We start from the raw sequence: 15417 nt of genomic DNA, 5'->3' as shown, positions 1-15417 counted from the left end.
CCTGAATTTCCATTAAAATAGATCGGATCGATTTAAGCACACAAAGGGGGAAGTGCTTACTTATATGAAACATAAACCACAGATGATGAAAATGCGCTGGTTAAGCGCAGCCGTAATGTTGTCCCTGTGTACTTCATCTGCATGGGCGTTTAGCATTGATGACGTTGCAAAAGAGGCAAAATCGTTAGCCGGGAAGGGCTATGAAGCGCCGAAGAGCAACCTGCCCTCCGTTTTCCGTGACATGAAATACGCGGACTACCAGCAAATCCAGTTTAATCACGATAAAGCATACTGGAACAACCAGAAGACCCCGTTCAAACTTGAATTTTATCATCAGGGCATGTACTTCGACACGCCGGTCACGATCAACGAAGTGACTGCAAGTAGCGTGCACAAGATCAAATATAACCCGGACTACTTCAATTTTGGCAGCGTCCAGCATGACAAAGACACGGTCAAAGACCTTGGCTTTGCCGGGTTTAAAGTGCTGTACCCGATCAACAGCAAAGATAAGAATGACGAAATTGTCAGCATGCTCGGAGCCAGCTATTTCCGCGTACTGGGCCAGGGCCAGGTTTACGGGCTCTCCGCTCGCGGCCTTGCTATCGATACCGCACTGCCTTCAGGCGAAGAGTTCCCGCGTTTTCGCGAGTTCTGGATCGAGCGTCCAAAAGCGACCGACAAGCGTCTGACGATTTATGCTCTGCTCGATTCCCCGCGCGCAACCGGAGCGTATCGTTTTGTCATTATGCCGGGTCGCGATACCGTGGTTGACGTGCAGTCCAAGGTTTACCTGCGTGACAAGGTCGGTAAGCTGGGCGTTGCACCGCTGACCAGCATGTTCCTGTTTGGGCCGAATCAGCCCTCTCCGGCGACAAACTACCGTCCGGCGCTGCACGACTCTAACGGTCTCTCTATTCTCGCCGGCAACGGGGAGTGGATCTGGCGTCCGCTGAACAATCCGAAGCATCTGGCCGTCAGCAGCTACGCGATGGAAAATCCGCAAGGCTTTGGTCTGCTGCAGCGCGGGCGTCAGTTCTCTCGCTTTGAAGATCTCGACGACCGCTACGATCTGCGCCCGAGCGCATGGATCACGCCGAAAGGCGACTGGGGTAAAGGTAAAATCGAACTGGTTGAGATTCCAACCAACGATGAAACTAACGATAACATCGTGACCTACTGGACGCCGGATCAGCTGCCGGAGCCGGGTAAAGAGATGAACTTCAAATACTCTATTACCTTCAGCCGCGATGAAGACAAGCTGCACGCGCCGGATAACGCCTACGTGATGCAGACCCGTCGTTCCACCGGCGATGTGAAGCAGTCGAACCTGATTCGTCAGCCGGATGGCACTATCGCCTTCATCGTGGATTTCACCGGCGCTGAGATGAAAAAACTGCCGTCAGATACGCCGGTAACGGCACAGGCGAGCATTGGCGATAACGCGGAGATCGTTGAGAACGCGGTGCGTTATAACCCGATCACCAAGGGCTGGCGTATGATTCTGCGCGTGAAAGTGAAAGATCCGAAGAAAACTACGGAAATGCGCGCTGCGCTGGTCAATGCCGACCAGACGCTGAGTGAAACCTGGAGCTATCAGCTGCCTGCTAATGAATAACATAACCAAGTACATTGACGCCTTACCGCTGTCGGGTGCAGAGAAGTCTGCACTTCCTGATACCAGCCTGAAGGCGGTACATGAAGCGCTGGACGCCGATCGTCACGATTTTCCCCGCGAAGACGATTCCCCTCTGGGGTCGGTGAAAGCGCGGCTGGAGCATAGCTGGCCGGACGCGCTGGCGGGCGATCAGCTCATCAAAGATGATGAAGGTCGCACCCAGCTGCACGCCATGCCGAAGGCGAAGCGCTCCTCTATGTTCCCGGATCCGTGGCGGACCAACCCGGTCGGCCGCTTCTGGGATCGGCTGCGTGGACGCGATGTCACCCCGCGCTATCTTTCTCGTCTGACCAAAGAAGAGCAGGAAAACGAACAGAAATGGCGTACCGCCGGTACCATCCGTCGCTACACGCTGCTGCTGTTAACGCTGGCGCAGACCGTCGTTGCGACCTGGTACATGAAAACCATTCTGCCGTATCAGGGCTGGGCGTTAATCAACCCCGCCGACATGGTTGGGCAGAACCTGTGGGTTTCATTTATGCAGCTGCTGCCGTATATGCTGCAAACCGGCATTCTGATCCTCTTTGCGGTCCTCTTCTGCTGGGTATCAGCGGGGTTCTGGACGGCGCTGATGGGCTTCCTGCAGCTGCTGATGGGGCGCGATAAGTACAGTATTTCCGCCTCCACCGTCGGCGATGAGCCGCTGAATCCGGCGCATCGGACGGCGCTTATCATGCCTATCTGCAACGAGGACGTCGATCGCGTATTCGCCGGTCTGCGCGCCACCTGGGAATCGGTGAAGGCGACGGGCCAGCAGCAGCACTTCGACGTCTACATCCTCAGCGACAGCTACAACCCGGATATCTGCGTAGCGGAGCAAAAGGCGTGGATGGAGCTGATTGCTGAAGTCCAGGGGGAAGGGCAGATTTTCTATCGCCGTCGCCGCCGTCGCGTGAAGCGTAAAAGCGGCAACATCGATGACTTCTGCCGTCGCTGGGGCAGCCAGTATAGCTACATGGTGGTGCTGGACGCCGACTCGGTGATGTCCGGCGAGTGCCTGACCGGCCTGGTGCGCCTGATGGAAGCGAACCCGAACGCCGGGATCATCCAGTCCTCGCCGCGCGCCTCCGGGATGGACACCCTCTACGCCCGCTGCCAGCAGTTCGCGACCCGCGTATACGGCCCGCTGTTTACCGCCGGTCTGCACTTCTGGCAGCTTGGCGAGTCGCACTACTGGGGTCATAACGCCATTATCCGCGTAAAACCGTTCATTGAGCACTGCGCGCTGGCGCCGCTGCCGGGTGAAGGCTCCTTCGCCGGATCGATTCTGTCGCACGACTTCGTGGAAGCCGCGCTGATGCGTCGCGCAGGCTGGGGCGTGTGGATTGCCTATGACCTGCCGGGCTCCTATGAGGAGCTGCCGCCGAACCTGCTGGATGAGCTGAAGCGTGACCGTCGCTGGTGCCACGGTAACCTGATGAACTTCCGCCTGTTCCTGGTTAAAGGTATGCACCCGGTGCACCGGGCGGTGTTCCTGACCGGCGTCATGTCCTATCTCTCCGCGCCGCTGTGGTTTATGTTCCTCGCCCTGTCGACCGCTCTGCAGGTAGTGCACGCGCTCACCGAGCCGCAGTACTTCCTGCAGCCGCGTCAGCTGTTCCCGGTCTGGCCGCAGTGGCGTCCGGAGCTGGCGATAGCCCTGTTTGCCTCAACCATGGTGCTGCTGTTCCTGCCGAAGCTGCTGAGCATCATTCTGGTGTGGTGCAAAGGGTCGAAAGAGTACGGCGGGTTTATCCGCGTGACCCTCTCTCTGCTGCTGGAGGTGCTGTTCTCCGTGCTGCTGGCGCCGGTACGTATGCTGTTCCACACCGTATTTGTGGTCAGCGCGTTCCTCGGCTGGGAAGTGGTCTGGAACTCGCCGCAGCGTGATGACGACTCCACCCCGTGGGGCGAAGCGTTTATGCGCCACGGTTCACAGCTGCTGCTGGGTCTGGTTTGGGCCGTCGGCATGGCGTGGCTGGATCTGCGCTTCCTGTTCTGGCTGGCACCGATCGTCTTCTCGCTGATTCTGTCGCCGTTTGTGTCGGTGATCTCCAGCCGGGCGACCATTGGTCTGCGTACCAAACGCTGGAAGCTGTTCCTGATCCCGGAAGAGTACTCCCCGCCGCAGGTGCTGAAGGATACCGACGCCTACCTGACCCTGAACCGTCAGCGTTCGCTGGATGATGGCTTTATGCACGCCGTGTTTAACCCGTCGTTTAACGCGCTGGCAACGGCAATGGCTACCGCTCGTCACCGCCACGGTCGGATCCTCGATATCGCCCGTGAACGTCACGTTGAGCAGGCGCTGAACGAGACGCCGGATAAACTTAACCGCGACCGTCGTCTGGTGCTGTTAAGCGACCCGGTGACCCTGTCGCGCCTGCACTATCGGGTATGGGCCGCGCCGGAGAAATACTCTTCGTGGGTGGATGCCTATGGCAAGCTAGCGCTGAATCCGCTGGCGTTAAAAACGAAGTAAGCCGCACGTTAAGAAAAATACCGGCAATTTTGCCGGTATTTTTTTCTCCAGGAATTGAGGTTACAGATGAGAATTTTGCTGGTCATCGTCATGACCATGGTACTCAGCGGCTGTGGCAGCATTATTAGCCGCACGGTGCCGGGGCAGGGGCACGGCAATCAGTATTATCCCGGCGTCCAGTGGGACGTTCGCGACTCGCCGTGGCGCTATATCACCATCCTCGACCTGCCTTTTTCGCTGGTGTTCGACACGCTGCTGCTGCCGCTTGATGCGAGCCACGGCCCCTACAATTAGCTAGCGTTCGTCCCACTCATCGGCCGCCGTCTGACCCTCTTCCGTATCCAGAGAGGGTTCAAGCTGAAACTCACCCTCGTCCCATTCATGGAGCGTATTCTCTTCCAGCCACTCCTGACGTAGCTCTATCTCGTCGTAGTCGCCGTCAAAAACGCTCTGCGCCGCTTCGCCGCTGAGCATCGGCAGGCACTCGCCTTCCCCCTCATCGTCGGCAAAGAACTCGGCCTGCCAGGCGATATCGCCATCCTGCAAGACGTACTTCTGGATATTCAGCTGCTCGACGCTGGCGCTCTCCTCGACGCTATCCGGATTATTGGCCAGGTACTCTTCGCGGGCCGCATCGATAGCTTCTTCGAGCGTGGCATAGAAAACGGAATCCTTTGGCATGGCTAACCCCCTAAGAAGAATGAGAAATGGACACGATCCAATCTATAGAAGGCGGCGGGCGATGCGTCAAGGGCAAGGACGCTTTGTGGACTTAATTTACCGAACGATCGCCGGAGCCCCGGCCGCCAGAGGGTTCGCTGCTTCGCGGCTGACGTAAGGTGATGGTCGAGTAGATAGCGTTGAACAGCACCACGCAGGCGGTAACCAAAAAGACCGCCCGGAAGCCATAGTTGGCGGAGACGGAGGCGCCGATGAGCGGGCCGGTGACGTTGCCAATATCGCGAAACGACTGGTTATAGCTGAAGATGCGGCCGGCGATCTGGCTGGTGGAGTTGTACACCAGCAGCGTTTGTACCGCCGGCAGCAGCGCGCCGTCGGCGGCGCCGAGCAGGAAACGCAAAATGCCCAGCTGCAGCGGGGTCTGGACGAATGACATCGGAATAAGCAGCAGAACGGAGAGGATCAGCGCCACGATGAGGATTTTTTCCGGCCCGATCCGATCCCCCAGCCGGCCGAGACGCGGGGCGCTGATCAGGGCAGCAACGCCGGGCACGGAGGCGATCATTCCGCTGATAAACGCAATATTGCCGATGTCTCCGCTCAGATCCCGCACGTACAGCGTCAGGATCGGCGCAATCGACCCGGTCGCGACCTGGATAATCAGGGTGGTGACGAACAGGCTGAGCACCAGTTTTGGGTTTTTCAGGGAGGAGAAGACGTCTTTGGCGCTAAGCATCTCTTTTTTCGCCACCGGCACAAACTGCTCGCGAATAAAGAACAGCGTCAGGAGGAAACAGATAAACAGGACGCTGGCGGTGAGAAAGAAGACGGGGCGCAGGCCCCACAGGTCAGCGAGAAAACCGCCGGCCAGCGGGCCAAGCAGGGCGCCGCTGACCGCCCCGGTGGAGAGCGTACCCAGCGCCCATCCGCTCTTCTGGCGTGGAATTTGGGTGGCGATAAGGGCGTTGGCGTTCGGGATGAACCCGCCTAGCAGTCCCAGCAGCGCGCGCAGCAGCAGAAATTGCCAGATATTTTGCGCCAGCCCCATCAGCACCATGACGATAGCCATGCCGAGCGCGGAACGGAGCAGCATGATTTTGCGACCTTTTCGGTCGGCCAGGCCGCCCCAGAACGGTGAGGCGACGGCGGAAAAAAGAAAGGTAATGCTGAAGACCAGACCCGACCACATATTGAGGGCACCGTGGCCCGTTACGCCGAGCTGTTCAACGTAAAGCGGAAGGAACGGCATCACGAGGCTGAACGCCGCGCCGGTTAAAAAACAGCCGAACCAGGTGACGGTAAGATTACGTTTCCAGTTAACAGGTAGATCGGCAGACGACATAGGATCCCACTGGCCTGCGCCGCAGGTCAAAAGTTGAAAATATGAGCCTGCTAATTATGCGCCTGAGAAAGGATTGCTGCAACGGAGGAGCGCTTTTAATGCTAAGGTCGTAGCCCCCTAACGGGGGCTTTGGGCGTAATAACGGCGGCTATTCGTAGCGCGAAGGAACGCCGGGCGGGCGCGACTTGAAGCGGCGATGCATCCACATATACTGCTCCGGCGCCATTAGAATGCACTTCTCGACGATGTGGTTCATCCACAGGGCGGTCGTCTGCGGGTCGTCCAGCGGCGGATCGCACTCCGGAGGCAAAATAATCAGCTCATAGCCTTTACCGTCGGGCTTACGCCGCGGCACGAAGGGAACAATGCAGGCTTTCGACATTTTTGCCAGCATCCAGGTGCCGGACGTAGTGGCGGCCTGTTCGACGGCAAAAAACGGTACAAATACGCTGGAGGCCGGGCCGTAGTCGTGATCCGGCGCGTACCAGATAACATCGCCTTTTTTCAGCGCCCGCACCATGCCCTTCAGGTCCTTACGGTCGATCATATCCTTGTTGGAGCGCAGTCGTCCCCACGTCTGCAGCCAGTCGATAACCGGATTATCATTCGGGCGATAGACGCCAATACCCGGCTCATTCATCCCGAACATGCGGGCGCCCATTTCGAGTGTGAGGAAGTGGATACCGATCAGCAGAATGCCGCGTTTTTGCGCCTGTACGGCCCTGATATGTTCGACGCCGATAGAATCGGTCCAGCGCGCAATGCGGTGCGCAGGCCAGAACCAGGCCATGCCGGTTTCCATCAGGCCCATGCCAACGGATTCAAAATTTTGTTTTATCAGCTGATGACGTTCCTGCTCGCTCTTCTCGGGAAAGCAGAGCTCCAGGTTACGGTAGGCAATTTTTGCGCGCCGGGTCATCAGGCGCATCGCGAGTCGACCCAGGGCGGTACCCAGGCGATAAATCAGCGGATAGGGGAGCTGGACAACGAGCCACAGCAGGCCGATTCCTGGCCAAAGTAGCCAATAGCGCGGATGCAGCAACGCCACGGAAAATTTAGGTAAATGGGTCATCTCATACCTGTTTAATTAAGCAACGCGTTCTATTATCGCATTTTTTTATGGTTCAGCCAAAACCAGCGGCCAGGTTGGCATTTATTGTTAAATCATAGCTAAGGTTGCTATAAAAAATGTAGCGTGAAATGTATGGATGTAAATTAATGCCTTTTACTATATGATGCCGGCCGTTTGTTTTACTCATTTCTATGTCGAGCAGGTACACCATGCCAGTGTTACATAACCGCATTTCAAATGAGACGTTAAAAGCGCAGATGTTGGCCGAGAGCGAGCCGCGCACGACGATCTCTTTCTATAAGTACTTCACCATCGTTGACCCAAAAGCGACGCGCGACGCCCTGTGGATTGCGCTGACTAAGCTGAACGTGTTTGGCCGTATTTATCTGGCCCACGAAGGGATCAATGCGCAAATCAGCGTCCCGCAAAGCCGCGTAGAGGCCCTGCGCGAATATCTGTACGCCTTCAACCCGGCGCTGGAAGGGCTGCGCATGAACGTCGCCCTCGACGACGACGGGAAATCGTTCTGGGTGCTGCGCCTGAAGGTACGTGACCGAATTGTTGCCGACGGTATCGATGATGAGACCTTTGATGCCTCTGACGTCGGTGACTACCTGAAGGCTGCGGAAGTGAACGCGATGCTGGACGATCCCGACGCGGTCTTTATCGATATGCGTAACCATTACGAGTACGAAGTGGGGCATTTCGAGCAGGCGCTGGAAATTCCCGCCGACACCTTCCGCGATCAGCTGCCGAAGGCGGTTGAGATGATGCAGGAGCATAAAGATAAAAAAATCGTTATGTACTGTACCGGCGGCATCCGCTGCGAAAAAGCCAGCGCGTGGATGAAACACAACGGCTTCAGCAAGGTCTGGCACATTGAAGGCGGCATCATTGAGTACGCGCGTCGCGCGCGCGAGCAGGGTTTGCCGGTGCGTTTTATCGGTAAAAACTTTGTTTTTGATGAGCGCATGGGCGAGCGTATTTCTGACGACATCATCGCGCACTGCCATCAGTGCGGTGAGCCCTGCGATAGCCACACCAACTGCCTGAACGACGGCTGCCATCTGCTGTTTATTCAGTGTCAGAGCTGCGCGGAGAAGTTTGCCGGATGCTGCAGTGAATCCTGTATGGAAGAGCATAAGCTGCCGGAAGAGGAGCAGCGTCAGCTGCGGGCCGGGCGTGAGAACGGGAATAAGATCTTCAATAAATCCCGCGGGCGTCTGAATACCAAGCTGGGGATCCCGGATCCTGAGACGTCAGAAAAACCATAGCCAGACGAGGTCAATGATGGCCAGCAGCAGCCACAGAGCGAGATAGATCATAAAGTGCTCGCGGACGTTGTTGATCAGTAAGTCATACAGGCGACGCATAGGATCTCTCAGTGATAAACGGCCTCCGATGAGGCCGTTTTTTTATCGGTGCGGTGGCGGCACCGCGGGCGGGCTATTATTGCTGAAAGCGGGCCAGCGAGAAGGGGGTCAGATCAAAGGCTGACGATTCTCCGCGGGCAAACTGGACGGCGATTTCGCCCAAAACCGGCGCAAACTTAAAGCCATGACCGCTCAATCCACTGATGAGCAGGGTTTGCGGATGACCGGGGAGAGTATCGATAATGAAATCCTCATCCGGCGTATTGTCATAGGTGCAGGATGCGCCGTGCAGGCAGCCGCCGATGCCGGGCAGGACGTTGCGCAGGAAACTGAACGATTCCGAACCGTCCGTCGCCACGCTGCCAAACGGCGTGCGCTCATGTGCACTGGAAATAAGCTGCCCGCCGTTGTGTTTGCCTATCTTGAGTTCATTATCTTCCGCCGGGAAGCCGTAGAACTGGTCGCCGTTGGGCAGCTCGCCGGTAAACGCCGGGAAGTTATTTTTGCTGCTGTAGCGGCCATCGGCCTGGAACCAGGCAAAGATTTTGCGCACCGGCTGAACCGGCAGCTCCGGCAGCAGGCGCGTCACCCAGGTACCGGCGCTGATCAGCAGTTTTTTAGCGCTGTACTGACCGTCGGCGGTGTCGATAGTGACGCCGTCCTGGTGATGTTCGATAGCGGTGACCGGACAGTTGAACAGCTGCGCGCAGCCCGCTTCACGGGCCAGGCGAATCCAGGTTTCAATCGCCAGCTCGCTGCGCAGGACGCCTGATGCCGGCTCAAAAACCCCGCGATAGCCCTCAGGCACGCGAATCTCCGGCCAGCGGGCCATAATAGCCTGGGCGTCCATCTCTTCAACGTTGAGCTCAAATTCACGAGCGCTGTTCATGACGTTGGTGAGAAACGCAGACTCCGCCGGGCCAAGATTGATAACCCCGGTACGCTCAAAAACGGCTTCACCGCTGAGGGTCGCCAGTTCATCCCACAGCTGCTGCGCCCGCAGCACCAGAGGGACATATTTTTCACCTTCACCATAGGCGTGGCGGATAAGACGCGTATTGCCGTGATGACTGCCTTCCTGATGCGGAGGCTGGTGGGCGTCGACCATCAGAACGTTGAGTCCTGCGCGACGAGCGTAATAGCCTGCGGCGGCGCCGGTTGAGCCGCTGCCGATAATGATGAGGTCGTATTGCATGGTATGTTCCGGGTTTTTGCTTTATTAGCAGGGTAATTAACAACCCGCACTTATTCAAGCCCGAAAATAAATCAGGCACCAATCGGTGCCCGTTTAGTTAGAGTATATGGATGACAGCAGAATCACTAATGTCTGCGGTACTCATTGACCTGGTATTCACCTGCTTCAATCTTCGCAATGCCGGCTTCAAGAATAGAAATAAATTGACGTGCGACGTCCGTCGTCAGCCATAAAGTCTGGCCAATTTCAGCTTCATTACTGCTTTCATGAGTGGGGTTCTGGTAGTGCAGGCGCAACATCAGCGCGTCGTAGCTGTCTACGGTGCTGATGTCCCATCCGACGAGGGGATGGGTCTGGATGACTTCATTATTCTTTTCCATCATAACCCCTTATTCATATGTTAAAAGACAACAATTCTCGAGGTTTAATGCATATTTTTTGAAGCAAGTTAATTATATCAGGAGTTAAGAATAAACTCGAGAAATTAACGCGCGTGGGGCGAGCTTTTCTCTTTTTGCCGCTTTTTTGCGCAAATTTTGTCCCGCTGTACGTTATTTTGTAAGGAAATAATCAGGAAATTAAAGAAAAGTCTGAGTATTCAGGAAGAGGGAATAAAAAAGCCGGGGCGACCCGGCAAAAGAAGCACAATGAGGGAGCAAATTAATTTGCTGTACCGGTCAGACTTCGAGCGCATGAGCATGGAACAGGCAAAAACCTCGATGAACGACCTGAGTTTTTTGCGCCGCCGCCTGCATGCAACCCGAATGACTCAGGGTACGTCGTGGATAAACCAGTCATCAGCGCTTTCCCAGGTTTCTTGCAGGATTTCGCTTATCCGGTCTTTATCTTCTTTGAGGCCACCAATAACGGAAAGATTGTTAGCGGTGGCGAAGCGTACGGTTACCTGGCTTGGTTTGGCCGGGAACTGCTGATCGATACGTCGGGAGAGTTCATTATTCAGCGCTTCTAAAGCGCCGCTCGGTAAGGCGGTAGTTTTGGCGATAGACACTTCGATGCGCATGATAGCCCCCTGTGTAATATACTGTTTATTTATACAGTATCATTTGCATATTTACAACAGAGGGCAGCATTTTATTTTTTCATCGTCCAGCGCACGGTTTCACCGGCCAGGAAGGGGACCAGCGTGTCGCCAGGCAGCGCGATGCTCTCTGCCACAACGCTCTCTTCGCGCACCAGCTCAACAAAGGTCTCGTTGACCGGCAGGCCGTAGAAGCGCGGGCCGTTAAGCGAGCAAAACGCCTCGAAGTGCTGCAGCGCATTCATCTCTTCAAACACCGTTGCGTAGCTGCCCAGCGCGGTCGGCGCATTAAAGCAGCCGGCGCAGCCGCAGCTGGCTTCCTTACGATGACGGGCGTGCGGCGCGGAGTCGGTGCCGAGAAACGCGCGCGTAAAGCCGCTGGCGACCAGCTCGCGCAGCGCCTGCTGGTGAATATTGCGTTTGAGGATCGGCAGGCAGTACAGGTGCGGACGAATACCGCCGACCAGCATGTGGTTACGGTTAAACATCAGATGCTGCGGCGTAATGGTGGCGGCCAGCAGCTCGTTGCCATCGCGAACGTACTCTGCGGCGTCTTTGGTGGTGATATGTTCGAACACCACCTTCAGGCCCGGCAGGCGCTGGCGCAGCGGCTCCATGACCGTCTCGATAAAGCGCGCCTCGCGATCGAAAATATCGATTTCCGCGTGCGTGACTTCGCCGTGGACCAGCAGCGGCATGCCGAGTTTCTCCATGCGCTCAAGCACCGGCATAATGGTATCGATGCTGGTCACGCCGTGGCTGGAGTTAGTGGTGGCATTGGCCGGGTAGAGTTTAGCCGCGGTGAAAACGCCGGCCTCAAATCCGCGTTCCAGCTCGGCGGGATCGAGCGTATCGGTGAGGTAGCAGGTCATCAGAGGGGTAAAGTCATGCCCGGCGGGCACGGCGTTAAGGATCCGCTGGCGATAGGCGACGGCGGCTTCAACGGTGGTGACAGGCGGCGCCAGATTCGGCATCACGATCGCCCGACCGTAAAACTCGCTGGTATAAGGCACGACGGTTTCCAGCATATCGTCATCGCGCAGATGGATGTGCCAGTCGTCAGGGCGACGGATTTTCAGTACCTGGGGTTGTGCTGTCATGGAAGGCTCCGGCTAATAGGTTCAGTCATCAGGGCTGTTTTTCACCGGGCACAAAGGATAAGCGTAAACGTTTTCCTTTGCATCAACTTCCGTAAAAAAACGGGCGCCTGGCGCCCGTGATGTTAATTGGTGAAGGGGATGATTATCTCACCCGGCTTGACCTCTATGCCTTTCGCGTACTTTTTCGCCAGCGCTTCACCGGTGCTGGCGTCTTCGCGCAGAACGTAGGCGGGCTGCTGGTTAAAATAGCTGCGCAGGGATTGATTCAGGTAGGGGATAAGCGTCTGCACGACCGACTGCAGCTTCTCCGGCGCGACTTTCGCATCGACGACTTCCATTTCCTGCAGGAAGATCGCTCCTTTTTCCTTGTTGAAGACCGGCAGCGCTTTCAGCTTAAGGTCAATCGTGGCTTTTTGATTACCAAACAGCGAATTGAGATCCAGGCTGGCAACGCCGCTCAGAGTCACCTTATTCGGCTCCTCGCGACCAATCGCGCTGGTTAAATCGTGCAGTTCAATATGCGCATCCGCCACGCCCGGCAGGCCGATATCCTTGGCGAAGTGATTACGTTTCTGCAGCGCCTGATTAATTTCCTGTTCGCTTACCGAATACTGCGTAAGCTGATTACAGCCGCTCAGGAGGCCGCTAACGATAAGCGCGGCCACGATAAACATCTTTTTCATTGGGTTCCTTAACGTAATGCCATGGACTCATCCTGACACAAAGCAGCATGGCCTGCCAGCACCGCAGGCGCTAGCGGAAAATGCTGAAAATCAGCCCGGCATGACGCATCGAATCAGGTTCGCGGCTCCAGCATGCCGGAGGCCGAACGCCTGGCGCTGAATTGCCACCACAGGGCGATAAAGGTGATGAAGCCGATAATGCCCAGCATCAGCCACGGCAGCTCCGGCTGATTGACCGCTTTACCGGCGTCAAATAGCCACCCGCCGCCGGCGTAGCCAAAGGCCCCACCAAAGGCCAGCCCCAGTCGACTAAAGCCCATATAGCTGCCGCGCGCGCGGGCGTCGGCCAGCGATGCGCCCAGCGTTTCACGCGCCGGCTCGGCGATGATCGACCCCATATAGAAAATGCAAATCAGCGTAAACAGCTGCTGCAGGTTGCTGGTTAAGCCGATCGGCAGCATGGCCAGCGTCATGACCAGCAGGCCGGCCATCAGCCGATGCTCCAGCCGATAGCGTTTTTCACTCCAGCGGGCAATCGGATAGAGCAGCGTCAGGGAGATAGCCGCTTCAATGGCATACATCCATTTGACGGCGGCAGGGGAGCCGGCGATGTCGTTGACCATAATCGGCAGCATCAGCATGACCTGCACCGCCAGCATGTAATAGCCGGTTAGCGTCAGGACATAGGTCACGAAGCGCCTGTCGCGCAGCACGCGCCCCAGCCCCTCGCGCACCGGCGTTTTTACCGTCGACAGCTTCCACGCCGGGAGATACCAGGCGTTAAAGCCGGCGCAGGCGACGAACAGCGCCGCGCCTACGCTGCAGACGAGGCGGAAATCGTACTGTAACAGCCAGCTGCCGAGCAGGGCGCCGATGACCGCGCCGGCGCTGTCCTGCATCATCAGAAGTGAAAAGAAGCGGCCGCGCTGATGCGGACGCACCAGCTTAACCACCAGCGCCGCGCGCGGCGGGTCAAACAGCGTTCCGCCGAGGCCAGAGAGAATGCAGGATAGCCAGAGTACCCACGGCTCGTGGGCTACCGCCATCGCGGCAAAGCCGCCCGCGCGCATCAGCATACCGGTGACGATCATCGGCTTGGCGCCAAATCGGTCGGCAACCGCGCCGCCAAAAATCCCCAGACCCTGCTGAACCAGCTGGCGCAGGCCGAGGGCGATCCCGACCATCAGCGCGGCCCAGCCCATCTGGTCAACAAAGCGAATGGAAATCAGCGGGAAGACGACAAAAAAGCCGAGAACGACCAGCATATTGTCGACCAACAGGAAGTATTTACCCAGGCTCCTTGCCTGCGATACGCGGGACATTTCCCCTCCTGGGAAAATAAAGATTAGCCCTTCTAGTGTGCGGGGAAGAGCGGGCGTTTCCCAGCGTACCTGCGACAATATTTTTTTATCAAAAAGCAAGTTTGATAGAGGCTATTCATCGAAAAGGGGAGATGGTGCAGAAAATGGTATGTTGCTGTTTTCACACCGTCGTTCAGGACAGGTATAGTGAAGGGAGCAGGGTAATAAGTCAGGGGAACAGGAGAGGGGAATGTTTGGCTACCGCAGTAACGTACCAAAGGTGCGTTTGACGACGGACAGGCTGGTGACGCGGCTGGTCCACGATCGTGACGCCTGGCGTCTGGCCGACTACTACGCGGAGAATAAAGGGTTCTTAAAACCCTGGGAGCCGGTGCGCGATGACAGCCACTGCTACCCCTCCGGCTGGCAGGCGCGCTTGTCGATGATTTCGGAGTTTCATAAGCAGGGATCGGCGTTCTACTTTGCGCTCCTCGATCCGGAAGAAAAAGAGATAGTCGGCGTGGCGAATTTTTCGAACGTGGTGCGCGGCTCGTTTCATGCCTGCTACCTCGGCTACTCCATCGGCGAGAAGTGGCAGGGACAGGGGCTGATGTTTGAAGCGCTGACTTCGGCGATTCGCTATATGCAGCGCACGCAGCATATCCATCGCATTATGGCCAACTATATGCCGCACAACCAGCGCAGCGGCGATTTGCTGGCGCGTCTTGGCTTTGAAAAAGAGGGTTACGCCAAAGATTATCTGTTAATCGATGGCCAGTGGCGTGACCACGTATTGACGGCGTTGACGACACCGGACTGGATCCCGGGTCGCTAAGGAGAGAGCATGAAATATCAGTTAACCGCGCACGAAGCGCGCGTTATTGGCTGCCTGCTGGAGAAACAGGTCACGACGCCGGAGCAGTATCCTCTCTCGGTTAACGCGGTGGTGACCGCCTGCAACCAGAAAACCAACCGCGAGCCGGTGATGTCGCTCAGCGAAAGCGATATCCAGGATCTGCTGGATACGTTAGTTAAGCGCCATTTCCTGCGCACGGTGAGCGGGTTTGGCAATCGGGTGACCAAATACGAACAGCGCTTTTGCAACTCCGAGTTCGGCGATCTGAAGCTGACCCCGGCGGAGGTTGCGGTGGTCACGACGCTGCTGCTGCGCGGCGCGCAGACCCCGGGTGAGCTGCGCGGCCGGGCGCAGAGAATGTACGAATTCAGCGATATGGCGGAAATCGAAGGCGTGCTCGAGACGCTGGCTGGCCGCGAAGATGGCCCGTTCGTCGCGCGTCTGCCTCGCGAGCCGGGGAAGCGCGAATGCCGCTACATGCATCTGTTCTGCGATGATATGGACTCGCTGATTACGGCGGTAGAAGCGGTATCGCCGTCGGGAGACGATCTCCAGACCCGGGTTGAGGTGCTGGAGGCCGAAGTGGCGGAACTTAAAGAGCGGCTGGCCTCGCTGCTGGCTCATCTGGGGGATTAA

At 57.0% G+C, this 15417-nt stretch carries 16 protein-coding genes; 6 read left to right on the top strand and 10 right to left on the bottom strand.

Annotated features, from left to right (window positions below; all coding sequences use genetic code 11):
• The first annotated feature begins 64 nt into the window (after window positions 1-64).
• The 3 genes from mdoG (at window position 65) to MMW58_RS17950 (ending at window position 4433) form a co-directional block, all read left to right on the top strand.
• The gene (mdoG, locus tag MMW58_RS17960) at window positions 65-1618 is read left to right on the top strand and encodes a glucans biosynthesis protein MdoG (protein ID WP_076945190.1); all 1554 of its coding nucleotides are present in this window, start codon (window positions 65-67) and stop codon (window positions 1616-1618) included.
• A complete protein-coding gene (gene mdoH / locus MMW58_RS17955) occupies window positions 1611-4139 on the top strand; it encodes a glucans biosynthesis glucosyltransferase MdoH (RefSeq protein WP_045854823.1) in 2529 nt (842 codons plus the stop codon). The genes mdoG and mdoH overlap by 8 nt, the downstream gene beginning before the upstream one ends.
• 66 nt (window positions 4140-4205) lie before the next feature.
• Window positions 4206-4433, top strand: a complete 228-nt coding sequence (locus tag MMW58_RS17950) for a YceK/YidQ family lipoprotein (protein WP_241721761.1) — start codon at window positions 4206-4208, stop codon at window positions 4431-4433.
• On the opposite strand, the gene MMW58_RS17945 is transcribed toward MMW58_RS17950, so the two are convergent.
• The 3 genes from MMW58_RS17945 to MMW58_RS17935 form a co-directional block, all read right to left on the bottom strand.
• Window positions 4434-4820, bottom strand: coding sequence for a MysB family protein (locus MMW58_RS17945; RefSeq protein WP_241721760.1), 387 nt, complete (start codon window positions 4818-4820; stop codon window positions 4434-4436).
• Window positions 4821-4911: 91 nt separating this feature from the next.
• A complete protein-coding gene (mdtG, locus tag MMW58_RS17940; RefSeq protein WP_241721759.1) occupies window positions 4912-6162 on the bottom strand; it encodes a multidrug efflux MFS transporter MdtG in 1251 nt (416 codons plus the stop codon).
• A 148-nt stretch (window positions 6163-6310) separates the two neighbouring features.
• Window positions 6311-7234 (bottom strand): Kdo(2)-lipid IV(A) acyltransferase, encoded by a 924-nt coding sequence (locus MMW58_RS17935; RefSeq protein ID WP_076945195.1) that lies wholly within the window; start codon window positions 7232-7234, stop codon window positions 6311-6313.
• Between the two features lie 209 nt (window positions 7235-7443).
• On the opposite strand from MMW58_RS17935, the gene trhO reads away from it, so the two are divergent.
• A complete protein-coding gene (gene trhO / locus MMW58_RS17930) occupies window positions 7444-8508 on the top strand; it encodes an oxygen-dependent tRNA uridine(34) hydroxylase TrhO (protein ID WP_159236449.1) in 1065 nt (354 codons plus the stop codon).
• Here the strand turns inward: trhO and MMW58_RS17925 are convergent.
• From MMW58_RS17925 to mdtH, 7 genes are all read right to left on the bottom strand, one after another.
• Window positions 8494-8607: a DUF2770 family protein gene (locus MMW58_RS17925; protein ID WP_071844905.1), complete on the bottom strand. Its 114-nt coding sequence runs from the start codon at window positions 8605-8607 to the stop codon at window positions 8494-8496. The two genes, trhO and MMW58_RS17925, sit on opposite strands and share 15 nt — an antisense overlap.
• A 76-nt stretch (window positions 8608-8683) precedes the next feature.
• Window positions 8684-9802 carry an N-methyl-L-tryptophan oxidase gene (gene solA, locus MMW58_RS17920; RefSeq protein WP_241721758.1) on the bottom strand — a complete coding sequence of 373 codons (1119 nt, stop codon included), beginning with the start codon at window positions 9800-9802 and terminating at the stop codon, window positions 8684-8686.
• A 125-nt stretch (window positions 9803-9927) separates the two neighbouring features.
• Entirely contained in the window at window positions 9928-10182 is a 255-nt protein-coding gene (gene bssS, locus MMW58_RS17915) for a biofilm formation regulator BssS (protein WP_041144949.1), read from the bottom strand.
• 389 nt (window positions 10183-10571) lie between these two features.
• A complete protein-coding gene (gene dinI / locus MMW58_RS17910) occupies window positions 10572-10823 on the bottom strand; it encodes a DNA damage-inducible protein I (RefSeq protein ID WP_041144950.1) in 252 nt (83 codons plus the stop codon).
• Between the two features lie 71 nt (window positions 10824-10894).
• Window positions 10895-11941, bottom strand: coding sequence for a dihydroorotase (pyrC, locus tag MMW58_RS17905; protein WP_132510994.1), 1047 nt, complete (start codon window positions 11939-11941; stop codon window positions 10895-10897).
• 122 nt (window positions 11942-12063) lie between these two features.
• Window positions 12064-12624, bottom strand: coding sequence for a lipoprotein (locus tag MMW58_RS17900; protein ID WP_045854830.1), 561 nt, complete (start codon window positions 12622-12624; stop codon window positions 12064-12066).
• A gap of 113 nt (window positions 12625-12737) precedes the next feature.
• Window positions 12738-13946, bottom strand: a complete 1209-nt coding sequence (gene mdtH / locus MMW58_RS17895) for a multidrug efflux MFS transporter MdtH (RefSeq protein WP_076945198.1) — start codon at window positions 13944-13946, stop codon at window positions 12738-12740.
• A 229-nt stretch (window positions 13947-14175) separates the two neighbouring features.
• On the opposite strand from mdtH, the gene rimJ reads away from it, so the two are divergent.
• Together rimJ and MMW58_RS17885 are read left to right on the top strand one after the other, a co-directional pair.
• Entirely contained in the window at window positions 14176-14760 is a 585-nt protein-coding gene (gene rimJ / locus MMW58_RS17890; RefSeq protein ID WP_045854832.1) for a ribosomal protein S5-alanine N-acetyltransferase, read from the top strand.
• A 9-nt stretch (window positions 14761-14769) separates the two neighbouring features.
• Window positions 14770-15417 carry a YceH family protein gene (locus tag MMW58_RS17885; RefSeq protein ID WP_159236448.1) on the top strand — a complete coding sequence of 216 codons (648 nt, stop codon included), beginning with the start codon at window positions 14770-14772 and terminating at the stop codon, window positions 15415-15417.

It is taken from the genome of Klebsiella sp. HC6 (genome assembly GCF_022605325.1).
Classification (GTDB): Bacteria; Pseudomonadota; Gammaproteobacteria; order Enterobacterales; family Enterobacteriaceae; genus Klebsiella; species Klebsiella terrigena.
Note: the sequence above shows the minus strand (reverse complement) of the source record. Positions and strands in the feature narration are given on the sequence as shown.

What these genes read in the sequence shown, in the direction of transcription:
- mdoG (WP_076945190.1), top strand. Translation starts at nt 65, where the DNA reads ATGAAACATAAACCACAGATGATGAAAATGCGCTGGTTAAGCGCAGCC.
- mdoH (WP_045854823.1), top strand. Translation starts at nt 1,611, where the DNA reads ATGAATAACATAACCAAGTACATTGACGCCTTACCGCTGTCGGGTGCA.
- MMW58_RS17950 (WP_241721761.1), top strand. Translation starts at nt 4,206, where the DNA reads ATGAGAATTTTGCTGGTCATCGTCATGACCATGGTACTCAGCGGCTGT.
- MMW58_RS17945 (WP_241721760.1), bottom strand. Translation starts at nt 4,820, where the DNA reads ATGCCAAAGGATTCCGTTTTCTATGCCACGCTCGAAGAAGCTATCGAT.
- mdtG (WP_241721759.1), bottom strand. Translation starts at nt 6,162, where the DNA reads ATGTCGTCTGCCGATCTACCTGTTAACTGGAAACGTAATCTTACCGTC.
- MMW58_RS17935 (WP_076945195.1), bottom strand. Translation starts at nt 7,234, where the DNA reads ATGACCCATTTACCTAAATTTTCCGTGGCGTTGCTGCATCCGCGCTAT.
- trhO (WP_159236449.1), top strand. Translation starts at nt 7,444, where the DNA reads ATGCCAGTGTTACATAACCGCATTTCAAATGAGACGTTAAAAGCGCAG.
- MMW58_RS17925 (WP_071844905.1), bottom strand. Translation starts at nt 8,607, where the DNA reads ATGCGTCGCCTGTATGACTTACTGATCAACAACGTCCGCGAGCACTTT.
- solA (WP_241721758.1), bottom strand. Translation starts at nt 9,802, where the DNA reads ATGCAATACGACCTCATCATTATCGGCAGCGGCTCAACCGGCGCCGCC.
- bssS (WP_041144949.1), bottom strand. Translation starts at nt 10,182, where the DNA reads ATGGAAAAGAATAATGAAGTCATCCAGACCCATCCCCTCGTCGGATGG.
- dinI (WP_041144950.1), bottom strand. Translation starts at nt 10,823, where the DNA reads ATGCGCATCGAAGTGTCTATCGCCAAAACTACCGCCTTACCGAGCGGC.
- pyrC (WP_132510994.1), bottom strand. Translation starts at nt 11,941, where the DNA reads ATGACAGCACAACCCCAGGTACTGAAAATCCGTCGCCCTGACGACTGG.
- MMW58_RS17900 (WP_045854830.1), bottom strand. Translation starts at nt 12,624, where the DNA reads ATGAAAAAGATGTTTATCGTGGCCGCGCTTATCGTTAGCGGCCTCCTG.
- mdtH (WP_076945198.1), bottom strand. Translation starts at nt 13,946, where the DNA reads ATGTCCCGCGTATCGCAGGCAAGGAGCCTGGGTAAATACTTCCTGTTG.
- rimJ (WP_045854832.1), top strand. Translation starts at nt 14,176, where the DNA reads ATGTTTGGCTACCGCAGTAACGTACCAAAGGTGCGTTTGACGACGGAC.
- MMW58_RS17885 (WP_159236448.1), top strand. Translation starts at nt 14,770, where the DNA reads ATGAAATATCAGTTAACCGCGCACGAAGCGCGCGTTATTGGCTGCCTG.